This is a genomic window from Rhizobacter sp. (assembly GCA_021153565.1).
In the GTDB taxonomy this organism is placed as follows: Bacteria; Pseudomonadota; Gammaproteobacteria; order Burkholderiales; family Burkholderiaceae_C; genus Albitalea.
The window spans coordinates 1-15,755 of the sequence record JAJKJU010000361.1 but is presented as its reverse complement, the minus strand read 5'-3'; the positions used below and the strand labels follow the sequence as shown (position 1 = coordinate 15,755).

The following is a 15,755-nucleotide window of genomic DNA, read 5'->3' as shown; positions in this document are numbered from 1 at the left end:
GGGCGAGGGAGCAATGCAGGCCAGTTCGCTGTGGCCCGCTTCGAAGTAACGCATTTCGGCTCCCTCTCCCCCGGCGGGGGGAGAGGGTTGGGGTGAGGGGTTTCTCAAAAATCACCCCCATCTCCCCTGATGCATCTGAAATTCACATCGATTTCGGTCGAAAACTCAAATCACTCCAAAAGAATGTCGTCAAAGCCAGTAAAGACGCGCAACTTTCCGCGCGTCCAGCGTGCGGAAAGGTCAGCCCCAGAGGGGAGAGGAGCCAATACAAGATCTTGAAAGGGGTATTCCTGGGTGAGCGAGCCGTCCTTCAAGTCGCGTGAATTCGCACCCGCCGAATGGCGTTCTCGCCTTGGTCTGAAATTCGTTTCATCGGGCAAGTCTTCGCCTCGTGCAGGGCGGCGAAAGAGGTTTGCGATAACACTTCGCCGCGCCGACGATCCTTGGCATTCCAAGATGCCTCGGTGCGGCAGCGATCTGCGTAACTTTCCTTCCTGAACCCAATAAAGGCTGCCAGTACCTCCATGTCTTGTTTTCGATTGCGCCCAGTCACCACGGCCCTCGGACTGCCCGGCATGGGCAACACGAAGGCGCACGCAGGCAAGCCCGCCAGCGGCCAGCAAAGCCATCACAAGTTGTCGACGCTCGACCCCCTGGTCGCCAGAAATGAGCTGCTCGACAAAAATGCCGACCCGCTCACACGTGCCAAAGCCTTGACCGAAGGTTCCGGCAATGCCTCAGAGCAGCCCATGGCACCGCGCCGTGGACTGAGCAGGCTCAAGAGCAAGCTGTTGAAGGGCGTGAAGGGCGCCGCCAAAGTCCTTGGCATCGGCCACGGTAAGCCGATCGTGCATGAGGAGCTTCTGCGCTATGCCGGCACGACGCTGAAGCCCGATGCGCCGGGCAGCGTCAAGCTTGTGGAGTCGGATGTTCCGCAGAGGATCATGACGGCCTTCTCTACCTCGCTGGCGGCCGAGCAGGACGCGCTGGACGCCCGCATCGCCGTGAATGAAGCTGTCGCCGCAAAAGGCTTGATGGATGCGCATCTTGATCGCATGGAGAGCGACATCGAGCTGTCGGCCACACGGGCAGGCAACATGGCCAACTGGCTCAGCCGACTGACCAAAGAAGCCATCGACACGGCCGCGGAACTGGCCACCTTGCGCTATTCGATCGAATCGGCGGACGGAATTCTTTCCACCACGCAAGCGGTGCTGGCGCGCAACCGAGAAGCGCTCGCCGAGGAGCAGCAAGAACTTCGCAGTCTCATCGACATGACGCCGCATCGTCACCTTGCTGACTTCCTGAAAGAGGCACGTCGGCAGGAACAAGGCACGTACTCGATGGGCGGGTTGCTTCGCGAAGGGCAAGAGCAGAAGATCGCAAGCCTGACGGCATACGTCACACAGCTGGAAGAAGTGGAGACGCAGGGGCGCGAATCGCTGTCGGCGATGCGGACCAAAGTCCATGATCTGGAGCACCGGCAGAAAGAGATAGACCGAAAGATCAAGCAAGCCCGGCAAAGTGCCCGCGTGAACGAGCGGGCCCTGTGGGACGATGGCGACGCAGCGCGGGAGGTGCAGGTGCTGCAAGAGCCGCTACAGCAGGTCGTGCAAGAACGCGAAGCTGCGAAGGCGGCTGCGCAAGCCATTTGCAACGAGGCACTCGAGTCTTACGCCGAAGTTGACAAGGCCTGCTGCGACCAGTTGCTGCAGACCTGTCCCGGGTTTGAGAACGCCGCCGACCTCCAGCCGTTGCGCGAGGCCGTCCATGCGTGGAGCGACACCCTGGGAGCCCGTTTGGCGCGCTTCTCCGCCGAGGCACTGCCGAAAAGCATGGCAATGAACATCGCGTTCGAGGCGCTCAGTGTCGCGACGGGGGGAGATGCGCAGAGGGCCGCCGAAGTGGTCCGCGAACTCGGGACGAAGGTGCTCGCGGACCTGGTGCCACCGTCTGGCGTCGTGAACGAAGGAGGGCACAAGCTGAGCGAGGAAGCGCAAGGTCTGGCCCGGATCCTGGCCGACGAAGGTTCCGGCATGCAACTGCTTGAGCTCCTGCTTGCGCCATCGGACGTCCGCATAGGCAGCGTTCAGGCCGAGGCCGCACGCCAGTATCTGCTGGCCGACGAAGCGCGGCGCCGGGCCCCCGAAGGCGACAACGCGCTGCGCGATTGGATCGCCTCGGCACAACGTGCTGCCGCCCGTACCGCGCATGCCGCCGATCCATCACAAGCGCTGGCCGATTGCACGATCGACGAGCGTGCGGCCTATCGCGCCTTCTGCAACGGCTACGACAGCAACGCGCCGGGATCGAACTACGACAAGGCGAATCAACACCTCAAGAAGGTGGCTCAGTGGCTGAAGAATAGTCCTGACGTTCCTTGCTTATCGCTTTTCGAGCCGGCAAGTCCGTTGGACGCGCTGCATGAGGGCTTGGTCCTGGGGGCGGCAATGGCATTGCCGACGCCTGCGCGACAGGCGGCCAAGGCGCTGGAGGAGGCCGCGGCGCATCTCAACGACTATCTGGCAGCACGACGACAGCTGCTGGCCCCCGGTCACGTTCCCTCCCGCGGGGAGTTGGCGTGGCAGGCAATTGCCAATCACGTGCAATGGCACCCCGAGGGAACCGACCTCACGTCGATGAAGCTCGACACCCAAGCCATGCATGCGATTGAGCAGCGACGCCAAGACCTGCAAAGGCAGTTCGAACATGAGGCTCGTCTCAAGGCCGGCGGGACTGTGATGGCAAGTGCCGTGAATCCCGCGTTGGACGCCGCCTGGAAACAGCTGCAAGGCGGAAAGAAGACAGTGCTCGAGGCCTTGAACAGAGTGCACCAGCTATTGCCCACTCCCGAGCCACCCTTGCCTGGCTGCGAGACGGACACGCCAGACATGGCGCATTGGCGCGAGCAGGAGGCGGTGCTGCGCACGCGTCTGCACGATTCAGTGGAGCGTGCCAATCGCTTGCTGCATGACGGCAATCCCGCACGAGTGAGGTCGGCGAAGGCGTTGTTCGATCTGTCACGGGACATGATTGAAAACCTCGAGTGGCGGGACAGGCTGAGGCTCATGGGTCAGAAGGTCCGCGGGGTGAGTGCAGGACCGCTGTCTGCGGCGCTTGCGGGGGCAGGCATGACAACAGGTGTGGGCGTCAAGGCCATTGCTGGTCTTCAACAGAGCAAAGACGAGGTGATGGAAATCTACATGGGTCGCACGGGCCTGTACCTGCAGATCGGCGAGCAGACCACGCGGCAGGGCCAAGCTGGCGCCGGCGTGAACTGCGGCGATGCATGGAGTCTTTGCGACGTGGAGGATGGCGCGCGCGTCGGCGTCGGCGGGGCGGCTGACTGGAAAATCAAGCACGAGAAGGGCATCGAGAGCGGCGTGCAGTTGCGCGTCCTGCGGCTCTCCAAGGGGCAGGAGCCGAAACTGATGGCGCAGTTCATGGACATGTACGAGCACCTGCTGACGCTGACTGCCGCGCATGAGAGCGACGAGCCGGTTCCGGACGACTGGATGCGGGAGTTGTTGGCGCATCATTCAAACGTGAACGTCGGGCTGATTGACGGTGCGATGCGGGAGAACACGTCGACGGAGACGAACACATTCTTCTTTGCTGGACTGCGCCTTGGAAAGGTTGACAAGCGCCCGCGGCGTGTCAACTTGTCAATCTCACTCGGCGGCAAGACGAAACGCGACCAGGGCCGGACGCAGACCGAAGTTGCAGGCCGCATGACCACGCTCTTCCGCGACTCCACGGCGCAGGCAAAGGTCGAGGTCAATGTGCGAGCCACCGCGGGCGTGCAGTTGCACGGATGGAAGAAGGACGACGCCACCCCAACGGGCACGTCGCAGCAGAAGGCCAGTATCAGTACAAGTGGGCTCGACCTTGCCTATGCGGCAGAGATCCGCGCCAAGGGACTCACGCACTTCTGCACGCTGTTCACCATCGACAAGAAGATCGATCCCGTGCGAAGTGACCGCGCGATGGATTTTCTGGACTTCAGCGACTTCGAACGCGAGGTGCGGCGCGAGTGGAACTCATGGGTGAACTACGGCACTTCCAGGCTTCCCGAGGACATGGGCGAAGGCATGCGCTACGCGGTCGCGGAAAGGCAGCTCGAAAATCTGTTGGAGCAGGGGCGCCTGTTTGCGAAGCACAACAAGTTCGCGACGGTATACATGGACAAGTCCTTGAAGCAGAAGGCTGCTCCGATCCTCGACGGATTGCGCGCGCTTGCCAGCCTTCAGCGCAAGGCTGGTCGCGAACAATCTGCCAAGGCCAGCGACCGCAGGTTCGATGATTTCATCGCTCAACCCGAGCTGTGGGAGCCGACCATCCTGATCCTGCGGGAGAAGGCCAAGAGACAAGCCGAGCGGGGCATCGACTTCATCGGCAAGTGCCAGAACAACCGGATCGCGGAGGCGATGCGTACCGTTGGGCAGTGGCCGCTGTACGAACCGGTCCCGCGTGCTGAGCCGGGGCAAAAGCCCGAGCCCGCCCGGCTATGGCGTAGCTCGGCGCCTGCAGCGCAGCCCCTGCGGCAGGCTTAATGCTTTTGTTCAGAACTTGTATTGCAGGCCCGCGGTCAGGGTTCGCGGACTGCCCGGCGTGACCCACACGCGGTTGTAGGCGCTGCTGTAGTAGGTTCTGTCGAACAGGTTGTCGATGTCCAGGGACAGACGGGTCTGCTGGCTCAGGCTCAGGTATGCCGTGAGCTTTGCCACCGTATAGCCGGGCAAGCTGGGTTCACCGGTGTCGCCACTGCGCTCGCCCACGTGAGTGAAGCCGCCGCCGAGTCCGAGGAGTCTGTCGCCGGACAGCTGCCTCTCGTGCACGACGAAGATGCTGCCGCTGTGCTTGGCAAATTGCGTGATCTTCTCGTCGGCATCGAGGTAGGCGTAGCTCGCCGCCACCCGCCATCCGGGTGCGACCCATCCGGCAAGCTCGGCTTCGATGCCCTTGTTGCGCACGGTGCCCGGCAGGGGTTCGAGGTATGTACCGTTCACGTCGTACTTCGTCATGTGGCGCTTGTGAATCTCGAACATGGCCAGGCTGGCGCCGAGGCGGCCGTTCGCCGACTGCCACTTGGCGCCGATTTCGTTTGCTGTGCCGAGTTCAGGGTCCAGCGTCCGGCCGGTGGCGTCGGTGTTCGATTGCGGCCGGAATGAACGGCCCGTGCTCGCATACAGCGACCAGTCAGGGGCAGGCAGCCACGTCAATCCGACGCGAGGCGAGGTGGCGCTGAGACTCTGCTGCGTGCGTTGGTTCAGGCGATCGTCGATCACGCCTTTGTAGCGGTCATGACGCAGCCCCAGGAGCAGCTTCCACGTGGGGCTCAGGCTGATCTGGTCCTGCGCGTACAGGCCAAGCGTGCGGTCGTTCAGAGCGCGGTCCGTTGCAGTAGAGGTCAGGGCGGGTCTTGTCATGCCGTACACGGGGGCGAACACGTCGATGCCGTAGGAGAAGCGTTCGCTGCCCGCCTGTTGCTTGAGCAGCTGTTCCGTCGAGAAGCGCGCGGCCTCCAGCCCAAACAGCAATTTGTGCTCGATACCGGCTGTCTCCACCGTGCCGATCAGATCGACTTGAGCCGATGTTTCACGCGAGGAGAAGCTGCGCTCGCGCAGCCGGCGGCACAGCCAACCATTGGCGTCCACCGATGTCTGGCACGGGGCCGGCCCGTACTGATGGGCCTCGCTCGCAAGCCCCTTCAAGCTCCCGGCCTTGTATTGCATGCCGGTACGAACCGTCCATTCCGGCGAAAAGGAATGTTCAAGAAACCACTGATGGGTGCTGTTGACGATGGTGATGTCGCCGTCGCCCGGTTCACCGTAGAACCCCGAGCTCGGCACTTGCCCGAGCTGCCCGTTGACAGACACCACCCCGCGATCGAGCGGCGCGCGCTGGCGCAGCCATTCGCCGTCGTAGCGAAGGGTCGTGTCAGCGCCTGGCTTCCAGGTCAGCGCGGGTGCCACCAATTCGCGCCGGCTTCTCACGTAGTCACGGAAGCTGTTTTTGTCTTCGGCCGACACGTTGAGCCGGTAGGCCAGCGTCGCAGGTACTTCGTCACCACCATTCAACGGCCCTGTGCTGTCGAAGGCAAGGCGCTTGTAGTCGTAGCTGCCGAGATAGGTCTCCACCGAATGGGCCGCTTTGAAGCCGGGCTGCTTGGTGACCATGTTGACGGTACCTCCGGGTTCGCTGCTGCCGTAAAGCGCACCCATGGTGCCCTTGAGGAATTCCACCCGTTCGAGGTTTGCCGAGTCACGCGGCGCGTTGAATCCGCGATTGGCGGGGATGCCATTGCGCAGCAGTGCCATCCCCGTGTCTTCATGCCCCGCGAAGCCACGCATCGCAACGTTGTCCCACATGCCGCCGAAGTTGTTCTGACGACTTGCGCCTGCCACATAGTCCAGCATGTCGTCCAGGCGCAGGGCGCCGAGGTCGTCCATCAATTGCCGCGTGACCACTCGCACGGCCTGAGGCGTCTCCAGCGCAGGTGTGTCGGTCTTGGTCGCGCCCTCGGCGGAATCGCTGTTGTACTGGCCAGATTGGCGACGCCCAACGATGTGTTGCGTAGGCAGGGTCGTGTCCGCTGTCGTGTCCGCCACGCGCTCCTCAGCCAGGGCCGGGCCGGCCGCCAACCCGCTCGCCCCCAAGATCGTCGCAAGGAGCATGCGACGCCAGCTTGCCTCCTCAAGCAGCGTTGGCCGCTGCGTGCTCTGAGAAATGATGCGGTTTCGTTCCACGTTGCTTTTCCTGTTCTTCTCGAAACGGACATCGGCCCCTCCGATGTCCTCGGGCAAATTGCGTGCAATATAAATGCGAATCAATCGCATCAAAGGTTGTCCCAACCTTTTTTTGCAGTGCTGGTGCCACGTGTCGCCCTACCATCTGCGGCCCAGCACGCCGGCCCTTCCTCTACCTCATGTCATCACTCTCCCTTTCCCCAGAGCGCCTCACCCAAACGACGGCGGCCGTGCATTCCGCCAGCTTGTCCCGGCTGAAATCGATCGATGCGCTGCGCGGCCTCGTGATCCTCTTCATGCTGCTGGATCACGTGCGCGAGACCTTCTATCTGCATCACCAGGTTGCCGACCCGATGGCGGTGGCGCACACGCCCCCCGAAATCTTCTTCAGCCGCGTGCTCGCGCACCTCTGTGCGCCGGTGTTCGTGTTCCTCACTGGTCTGGCCGCCTTTCTGTACGGCGCGCGTCAAGGGGTTGACGGTCGTGGCTCGGCCTCTTCATTCCTGTGGAAGCGCGGGTTGTTCCTCGTGCTGCTTGAGGTCACGGTGATCAACTTCGCGTGGACCTTTCAGTTCCCGCCGGGAAAGGTGTTCCTGCAGGTGATCTGGGCGATCGGCCTGAGCATGCTTGTACTGGCCGCGCTCGTGTGGCTGCCTCGCCGGGTGTTGATCGTGCTCGGCATGGCCTTGGTGGCGGCACACAACCTGCTCGACGGCGTGCATTTCGCGCCCGGTCATGTGCTGCACGTGCCGTGGGCCGTGCTGCACGACCGCGGCTGGATCGAGGTTTCACAGACGCTGCGCCTGCGCACGTCCTACCCCTTGCTGCCATGGATCGGAGTGATCGCCCTCGGCTATGCCGCGGGCCCTTGGTTCCTGCCAGATGTCGACTCCGCAACGCGCCGGAAACGATTGTTGGCATGGGGCACAGGTCTTCTCGCGTGCTTCGTCGCCCTGCGCATGCTCAACATTTACGGCGACAAACCGTGGGTGGAGGGAGACAGCATGCTGATGACCATGATGAGCTTCGTGAACATCACCAAGTACCCGCCCTCGCTGCTGTTCCTCGCGCTGACCCTGGGCATCGGCCTGCTGTTGCTGCGGGCGTTCGAGTGCCGGAACAACGAGGCGGGTTGGCTGGCCCCCCTAGCCGTGTATGGCGCCGCGCCGATGTTCTTTTACGTGTTGCACCTTTATGTGCTGAGGTTTCTCTATCTCGGCGCGGAAGCCGCTTGGGGCGCGAACCAGGGCGGTCTGTTCGGTTTCGACGCGATGTGGATGGTGTGGCTAACGACGATCGTGCTCGCAGTGGCGCTGTACCCCGCTGTGCGTGCGTTCGCTGACTTCAAGGCCAGGCAACGCAGCATCACATGGTTGAAATACTTGTAGCGTGAACCCGGCGTCGCCGTCGACGAAATGTGCTGGATTGAAGCGGCATTACCGGGGATGCGCCGTCGTCAGCACCCGCCGGCCACCGATGACATCGTCGAGTTCCTGCAGCATGGCGGCCTTCATGCCGGCCGACGAGTTCCAGCGGGTCGCGGCGGCATCCGAAGCGGCATCAAGCCAGCGCCAGCCAGCGTGGCCGAAGCGGCTTGCGGCGACCTGAAGCCGCATGCCGTCGGGGATCTTGCCGGCCGACTCGGCGAGCCGCAACCGGGACTGCAGGGTCTCGACCCATTCGAACAGTTCGGCGATCTCAGCCCGGGCCGGCTCGGGCTCCAGGTAGACGCCGCCCCAGGGAAGCTGGATGAAGAGCGCGATCCCCTTGCCGACCAGGTAGAAGTGCACCGCCCAGCTGTTGATGCCGTGGCCGTCGAAGCCGACGACGGCGTAGTCCGGCAGGCCAGGTTGCGCCTCGACCTCGGCCAGGAAGTGATCGAAGTCGTACGGCGTAGACGACAACGGCCGCGTGGCGAACCACCCCGGCCCCTGTTGCTGCAGCGATGCCGCCAGATGCGCCGGCACGGGTGGAAACGGCAGGTGCTCGCGCTCGAACATTGCCTGGGCCGTGGGCGAGGCACTGCCATTGCCCGGTTCATTCGCGGATGTATTCATGGGGAAATACCTCACCAGATGTTCTTTCGGGGTATCGGTTCCGAACGCACCTCGTCCGGGACCGGCTTCGCTACGTCCATACGGTGCGGCACCGAAAAAATGTTGCCTCGGCATTCGGCCTGCCAGCGAAGGTCGACAACGCGCTCGCGTCCCACGTAGCTGTTTTTCGCGTTCAGGCGCCGCAGCACGTCTTCCTGATCCCATTGCTCCGGTTCAATGACCCAGCCGGCGGATCGCAGTTGGGCAATGTGATTCTTGACGCCCTTGTGGCGAGAGATCGCCGCCTCGATCTCCGCTTCGCTCAGCTTGTTTCCAAGCATCCAACGGATGTCTCTTTCCGTGAGCCTATTGATCGCGTGCTCCATCTCAGTATCGACCACCGGGGGCAGTCCCGTGCCACGGAACCCGTCACGCTTGGGGTCGTCTTTGACCTGTTGGATGCCGGCCGGGTCGGTCACGTTCTTGCCGAAGCACTGGTCGTTGTCGATGCCCATGACCTTGGCACGACAGTTCGGCTGGATGTTGATGAAGTAATTATCGGAATGGCGATCGCCTTGCGCCGTCAGGTGGTCGAGCAACTGGAGCTTGGTTACCTCCGCACACACGTCCGGACGGGTCAGAACGTTCGCATTGGTATCGAAGGCCAGCTTGCCGCGGGCCCGCTCCATGATCAGGCCAAGTTCGGGGCCGCAGCTCCCTGTATCGATCAGCGCCAGCTGCGTGTTCACGATCACGTCAAAGCCCAGCTCCTCCGCGTAGGAACGCGTCGCAATGTTGCGCATTGCGGTCTGCGGATCATCCTCCGGGATGCCGGTCGCCTCGGCGGCCCAGCTCTCATCCGTTCTGCTGAGCGGCTTAAACACGCCGTCGAACACATTGCCGTCGGGGTTCCTCAGCTTGACCGCGAAGACATTGTTGAGGACGCCCGATCCCAGCATCGTGGGTTTTTCCACCACCTGGATGTCGGTGAAGGCGGGCAGGGTGTCGGACGTGACTTTCAGGTTCTTCGATTCGTAACAGTTGGCGACGTGCCTGGCCATGACGTCCAGCCTCTCCAGCAGCAGTTGCCGATCCGGCGCCAGGATGCCATGGCCCAGTGTTCCCTCCACGACAGCCGCGTGCATGGTGGCGGCTGCCACCCAGAAATCCATCTTGCCGGTCTCGGCCAGATCCATCACGTCGGCGAGTATCAGTTCGTCGAACGCATTTCTGCGCTCGCCATCCAGGGGTTTGGGCTTTTCATTCCGGAAAGCGTGACATTTCTCGGCGACCGTGCTCGGACGCTGTCTCGCCGCGCGGTCCTTTAACCGCTCCATTACCTTGCCACCATTGGGCAGTGCGGAGTGCACCAGTTGAACCCGTTCCTTCCGCGCGGTCGCGTCCTGCCCGCGCTCCGGGGCGAGCAGCTCCTCCAGTGTCGGACTGCGCTCCCGCGTTAGGTCCAGCACCTCCAGCAGCAGTTGCCGATCCGGCTCCAGGATGCCATGACCCAGCGTTCCATCCATGACAGCCGCGCGCATCGTGGCGGCGGCCGCCGAGAAATCTATCTGGCCGGTCTCAGCCAGCGCCATCACGTCGGCGTGTATCAGTGCCTCGAACGCCATTCTGCGATTGCCATCCAGGGGCTTGGGCTTCCCGTTCCGGAGCGCGTGCCATTTCTCGGCATTCGTGCTCGGACGCTGTCTCGCCGCGCGGTCCTTCAACCGCTTCATTACCGCGCCACCATTGGGCAGTGCGGAGTGCACCAGTTGAGCGGTCGCCTCCTGCCGGCGCTCCGGGGCGAACAGATCCCCCAGTGTCGGACCGCGCCCCTGCGTTGCGACCGTGGCCTGACGGACCTCGGCGGCTTCTTCCCGAATCTCGTCGCCTTGCGACGACACTTGGCGAGACAGGCTTGGCAGCGCCGCGCGCGGCCTCATCGACGCGTCGGCTGGTCCACCCCGGGGGGCAAGATCCACCGACCTCGGCGGCTGTCCCGCAGCATGGGAGGTATTGGGCACCCTGGCCGCATCGAAGGACGTCCCTTCGACCGGCCTGACTGTGCTGCCGCTCGGATTGCTAATAGGTGTCATGTCATCTTGCTACATGGCGTTGATGCGTATAGCGTCGCATGGGATGACCGGTCACCCATGCGATATCCGAAACGCTGCAGCAGAACCCGAAATTCTGATCACATGGCAGCGCGAGATATGGGCAGAGATGGCTGGCCGACGACGTGCATGACCATTTCGTCCAAAACGTCCAACAGCAGTTTCCGATCCTGCGCGAGGATGCCCTGGCCCAGTGTTCATCCACGACAGCCGCGCGCATCGTGGCCGCGGCGACCCAGGGCTCTATCTTGCCGGTGGTGGCCAGTGCCAACACGTCGGCCTGCACCAGCGCCTCAAACGCCTCTCTGCGTTTGCCATCAATGGGTTGGGGCATTCCTTTCAGGTGCACTCGCCAACGCTCGACTTTCGTGGTCGGATGATGTCTCACCGCGCGGTCCTTCAATCGCTTCACGACCCTACTTCACTCGCGCAGTGCGGAATGCATCAGTTGCGCCCGCTCGGCCGGCTCCTGCCGGAACAGCTGGGAGTGCCATTCGCCAGGCATCGAACTGTGTGCCCGCTGGGATCGTTCGGCCTCTTGCTGCCGCTGCGGTTGATTCGCTTCGGCAGCATGTTCTTGGATCTCGTCACTCAGCCGAGGGGCGTAAGACTGGTGCAGGTTCGCGAGAGGCGGCAGCGGTGAACGAGGCCTCATCGACGCGTTTGCCTGATTGGCAAGGCGTCTTGCCTGCTTGGCAAGAGCACGTTCGATCCGGAGTCCCACGTAGCTGTTCTGCGCGTTCAAGAGCTGTTGAACATTCGGCTCGCCCCATTGCGTCGGTTCAATGACCATGCCGTTAGTTCGCAGATGGGCGATGTGAATCTTGACACCTTGGTGGCGAGCGATCGCCGCCTGAATCTCGGCTTCATTCAGCTTGTCTCCAAGCATCCAGCGAATATCTATTGACGTGAGCGCATTGATCGCGCGCTCCATCTCGGTATCGACCACAGGGGGCAGTCCCGCGCCGCGGAATGGGCAACTCTTGTCGCCAATGATCCGTTGGATGCCGGCTGGGTCGATCAGGTCCTTGCCGAAGCACTGGTCGTTGTCGATGCCGATGACCTTGGCACGTCCGTTCGGCTCGATGTTGATGAAGTAGTTCTTGCCATGGCGATCGCCTTGTCCCGTCAGGTGGTCGAGCAACTGAAGCTTGGTCACCTCCGCGCACACGTCCGGACGGGTCAGATCGCTCGCATCCATTTTGGCGGGCGGCTTGCCGCGGGCCCGCTCCATGATCAGGCCGAGTTTGGTGCCAGTGTCGTCCCCGGTGTCGATCAACGCCAGCCGCGTGTCTGCAATCACGTCAAACCCAAGTTTCTTCGCGTAGGAGACCGTCGCGATGTTGCGCATTGCGGTTTGCGGATCGTCATGTGGGATACCGATCGCTGCGGCGACCTTGCCATGTTCTGTTCTGCGAAGCGGCTTGAAGACGCCGTCGAACGCACTGCCGTCGGGTTTCCTTAGCTTGACCGCGAAAACGGTGTTGATCTTGCCCGAACCCATGCTCTTGGCCTTTTCCATCAACTGGATGTTGCTGAAGGCGGGCATGGTGTCGGACGTGATTTTCAGGTTAAGCCTCCGGTAAAAGCGATCGATACCCAATTGGCCCAGCACATCCAGCAGCAGTTTCCGATCCTGCGGCAGAATGCCTTCGCCCACTGTCCCGTCCATCACAGCTGCACGCATCGTGTGAGCGGCCAGTTCGGACACCATCTCGCCGGATTTCTCCAGCGCCACAACGTCGGCGCGCACCAGTGCCTCGAATGCCTTTCTACGCTTGCCATCCACCATGGGTTTGGGCAATCCGTTCAGGCGCCTGTGCAATCGCTTGGCAAGCGTGGTTGGATGATGTCTCGCCGCGCGGTCCTTCAGCCGCTCCATGACCCCACCCCCCTTGCGCAGTGCGGAGTGGATCAGTTGGGCGCGCTGTGCCCGCTGTGCCTGTTGCGTCCGCTCGGCCTCCTCCTGCCCACTCTCCAAGGCAAGCAGTTCGTCCCGTGTCGGTCTCAGCTCTCGCGTTGTGGCCGTGGTTTGATAGACCTCGGCTGCGTGTGCCTGAATCTCACTGCTTTGCGATCGCACCTGACGAGACAGGTCTGGCGGGACCGCTTGCGGCGGACTCATCGACGCGTCGGGTTGTCCACCCCGGGGGGCAAGGTCCACCGACCTCGTCTGCTGTCGCGCAGCATTGGGGATGGTGCCCCTGGCCGGATCGATGGGCGCCCCTTCGCCCGGCCTGACTGTGCCACCGCTCCGGTTGCCAAGAATTCTGTACATGTCATCTCGCTACATGGCGTTGATGCGCATAGCGTCGCATGGGATGACCGGTCACCCAATGCAGTATCCGAAGCGCTGCAGCGGAATCCGAAAGTGGGGCGCCTTGGCGTTGGGCCTGTTTTTGGCAAGCGCCCGTTCGCGCTCCCGTCCGACGTAGCTGTTTTGCGCGTTCAGGAGTTGCTGCACGTCTGCCCGACCCCATTGCTCCGGTTCAATGACCATGTCGGCGTTTCGCAATTGGGCAATGTGATCCTTGACGCCTTGGTGGCGAGAGATTGCCGCCTTGATCTCGGCTTCGTTCAGCTTGTCTCCAAGCATCCAACGGATGTCTCTTTTCGTGAGCTTATCGATCGCGTCCGCCATCTCGGTATCGACCACCGGGGGCAGTGCCGTGCCGTGGAAGCCGTCCATGGTGTCGAACGGCTCGATGGCGTCCGGGGCGGTCAGGGACTTGCCGAAGCACTGGTCGTTGTCGATGCCCATGACCTTGGCACGACCGTTCGGCTCGATGTTGATGAAGTAGTTTTTGTCATGGCGATCGCCTTGGCCTGTCAGGTGGTCGAGCAACTGGAGCTTGGTCACCTCCGCGCACACGTCCGGACGGGTCAGAAGCCTCGCATCGGTCTGGGCGGCCGGCTTGCCGCTGGCCCGCTCCATGATCAGGCCTAGGTCGGGGTCGAGGATGCCGCGCCCGGTGTCGATCACCGCCAGCCGCGTGTCCGCGATCACGTCAAGGCCGAGCTTCTTCGCGTAGCAAACCGTCGCGATGTTGCGCATTGCGGTCTGCGGATCAGATCTGCAGCAAAACACGAAAGTCTGATCACGCGGCAAGCAGTGACTGGATGAAACACTGCGCCCAGTGGCTTGTTGACAATCTATCGTCGACTGCCTGAAAACCATGGAGTGATGAAACATGTACCAAAAGCATCTAAGTGAGGACGAACTGAATTCGCTGCGGGAGCCCGCTCCCGAGACTGTCCGGCCGACGCACGTGCTTTGGCCAGAACTCGTGGACGAAGTTCATCAGTCCATGCAGTGCGCGATGCCGACTGACAGTGCACAGGCGCAATCTTTGGCCCGCCGCTGGATGCGGCTGGCGAACCAGATGAACCGCGACGACCCGGCGCTGGCCAGCAAGCTCATGGCGGTGCAAATGAACGATTCGCACGCACAAGACATCGTTGGCATCACACCGGTCATGCTCGCGTGGATCGCCGAGGCATATGCGCGTGCGCGTTGCACGTTGTTCGCAAAGTACTTGAGTCCGGCGCAGACCGAGGAGGTGCGTCGGCGTCTGCTTGCCGGCATGACGCACGTGGACGCGTGGCCGGCACTGGTGGCCGAACTGCGTGGCCAAATGGATGCTGGTATCGACCCGCACGCCGCCCCTGTGCAGGCCATCGTGCAGCGCTGGCAGCAGTTGTTTCGCGACAGCTTCTGCGGTAACGACGCGGCACTCGAGGCCCGCGTGCGTGAGGCCATCATGCGCGAGCCCGACCTGAGTCTGTACGTCGGTGTGGACGATGCCTTGCTGAGCTATCTTCAAAAGGCCCATGTGGTCGGGCATCTCATGCCACAGGAGAATGCTGGACCCAAGCCGAGCGCGCTGATGGTCGCGATGCAGCGCGCCGCGCACCAGTTGCTCGAACAGCCGCTGGTCCTCGACGATCCGCTCGCGTTGTCCATCATCGGGACAACAGAGGCGCAGGCGCTGCGTGCTGACCTGAACAAGTACCGCAACCCGATGGCCCAAGGCCTGCGCAGCTCGGTCGTGGTTCGCAGCCGGCTTGCCGAGGACGAATGGGCCAGCGCCGTCGAGCGCGGCGTGCGCCAATACGTGATCCTCGGGGCGGGCCTGGACACCAGTGCCTATCGGCACCCGGATGTTCCGGGCCGCATCTTCGAGGTCGACCTACCCGCCACCCAGGCATGGAAGCAGGCCCGTCTCAGCGATGCCGGCATTGAGATACCGGCATCGCTCAGCTACGTGCCCGTCGACTTCGAAACTGTCAGCCTGGCTGAGGGTTTGGCTTCGGCAGGCTTTGACTTGCGGCAGCCGGCCTATTTCAGCTGGCTCGGTGTCACGATGTACCTTGAGGAAGAGGCCGTCGCTGACACCTTGCGCTTCATTGCCGGCTGCGCCAAGGGCAGCGCGGTGCTGTTCGAATATGTGATGCCGCTTGCCGGTTTGCCGCCAATGATGCGCATTGCGATGGAGCAGGTGGCAGCACAACTGGCCGAGCGCGGTGAGCCGTGGAAGAGCTTTTTCGAACCCGACGTTCTGGTCAGCACGGTGGCGGCATTGGGCTTTTGCTATAGCCGCACCTGGACCCCGGACGAGCTGAATCGGCGCTATCTCGCGGACCGTACTGACGGACTGCACATAGGCGCAATTCCGGGGCGGCTGATGCTCGCATTTGTCTGAGTTGCTGAGGGTATTCGAACGTGTCCGAGCAGCACGTCAAAAGGCGCCTGATCTAGCGCAAAGCGCAGCCATAGCTTGGCTATGGCGAGCATTTGCAACGACGAGCAGGGGGCTTTTGGCGTGATGAGCGGGCATGATCGAAAAACTCTCAGCCTC

At 62.5% G+C, this 15,755-nt stretch carries 9 protein-coding genes; 3 read left to right on the top strand and 6 right to left on the bottom strand.

Going from position 1 to position 15,755, the window contains the following annotated elements; all coding sequences use genetic code 11:
* The first annotated feature begins 524 nt into the window (after positions 1-524).
* Positions 525-4,553 carry a XopZ family type III secretion system effector gene (gene xopZ / locus AC30NL_RS22255; protein WP_489466165.1) on the top strand — a complete coding sequence of 1,343 codons (4,029 nt, stop codon included), beginning with the start codon at positions 525-527 and terminating at the stop codon, positions 4,551-4,553.
* A gap of 9 nt (positions 4,554-4,562) precedes the next feature.
* On the opposite strand, the gene AC30NL_RS22250 is transcribed toward xopZ, so the two are convergent.
* Positions 4,563-6,749 (bottom strand): TonB-dependent siderophore receptor, encoded by a 2,187-nt coding sequence (locus AC30NL_RS22250; protein WP_489466164.1) that lies wholly within the window; start codon positions 6,747-6,749, stop codon positions 4,563-4,565.
* Positions 6,750-6,928: 179 nt separating this feature from the next.
* On the opposite strand from AC30NL_RS22250, the gene AC30NL_RS22245 reads away from it, so the two are divergent.
* A complete protein-coding gene (locus AC30NL_RS22245; protein ID WP_489466163.1) occupies positions 6,929-8,137 on the top strand; it encodes an acetyltransferase domain-containing protein in 1,209 nt (402 codons plus the stop codon).
* A 48-nt stretch (positions 8,138-8,185) separates the two neighbouring features.
* Here the strand turns inward: AC30NL_RS22245 and AC30NL_RS22240 are convergent, their stop codons facing one another.
* From AC30NL_RS22240 to AC30NL_RS22220, 5 genes are all read right to left on the bottom strand, one after another.
* The gene (locus tag AC30NL_RS22240; protein ID WP_489466162.1) at positions 8,186-8,806 is read right to left on the bottom strand and encodes a hypothetical protein; all 621 of its coding nucleotides are present in this window, start codon (positions 8,804-8,806) and stop codon (positions 8,186-8,188) included.
* 11 nt (positions 8,807-8,817) lie between these two features.
* A complete protein-coding gene (locus AC30NL_RS22235; RefSeq protein ID WP_489466161.1) occupies positions 8,818-10,725 on the bottom strand; it encodes a hypothetical protein in 1,908 nt (635 codons plus the stop codon).
* 154 nt (positions 10,726-10,879) lie between these two features.
* Entirely contained in the window at positions 10,880-11,308 is a 429-nt protein-coding gene (locus AC30NL_RS22230; protein ID WP_489466160.1) for a hypothetical protein, read from the bottom strand.
* A 9-nt stretch (positions 11,309-11,317) separates the two neighbouring features.
* The gene (locus AC30NL_RS22225; RefSeq protein ID WP_489466159.1) at positions 11,318-13,174 is read right to left on the bottom strand and encodes a hypothetical protein; all 1,857 of its coding nucleotides are present in this window, start codon (positions 13,172-13,174) and stop codon (positions 11,318-11,320) included.
* 51 nt (positions 13,175-13,225) lie between these two features.
* Positions 13,226-13,951: a hypothetical protein gene (locus AC30NL_RS22220; protein ID WP_489466158.1), complete on the bottom strand. Its 726-nt coding sequence runs from the start codon at positions 13,949-13,951 to the stop codon at positions 13,226-13,228.
* A 136-nt stretch (positions 13,952-14,087) separates the two neighbouring features.
* On the opposite strand from AC30NL_RS22220, the gene AC30NL_RS22215 reads away from it, so the two are divergent.
* A complete protein-coding gene (locus AC30NL_RS22215) occupies positions 14,088-15,599 on the top strand; it encodes an SAM-dependent methyltransferase (protein ID WP_489466157.1) in 1,512 nt (503 codons plus the stop codon).
* Positions 15,600-15,755: the final 156 nt, after the last annotated feature.

What these genes read in the sequence shown, in the direction of transcription:
- xopZ (WP_489466165.1), top strand. Translation starts at nt 525, where the DNA reads ATGTCTTGTTTTCGATTGCGCCCAGTCACCACGGCCCTCGGACTGCCC.
- AC30NL_RS22245 (WP_489466163.1), top strand. Translation starts at nt 6,929, where the DNA reads ATGTCATCACTCTCCCTTTCCCCAGAGCGCCTCACCCAAACGACGGCG.
- AC30NL_RS22240 (WP_489466162.1), bottom strand. Translation starts at nt 8,806, where the DNA reads ATGAATACATCCGCGAATGAACCGGGCAATGGCAGTGCCTCGCCCACG.
- AC30NL_RS22235 (WP_489466161.1), bottom strand. Translation starts at nt 10,725, where the DNA reads ATGAGGCCGCGCGCGGCGCTGCCAAGCCTGTCTCGCCAAGTGTCGTCG.
- AC30NL_RS22225 (WP_489466159.1), bottom strand. Translation starts at nt 13,174, where the DNA reads ATGTACAGAATTCTTGGCAACCGGAGCGGTGGCACAGTCAGGCCGGGC.
- AC30NL_RS22220 (WP_489466158.1), bottom strand. Translation starts at nt 13,951, where the DNA reads ATGCGCAACATCGCGACGGTTTGCTACGCGAAGAAGCTCGGCCTTGAC.
- AC30NL_RS22215 (WP_489466157.1), top strand. Translation starts at nt 14,088, where the DNA reads ATGTACCAAAAGCATCTAAGTGAGGACGAACTGAATTCGCTGCGGGAG.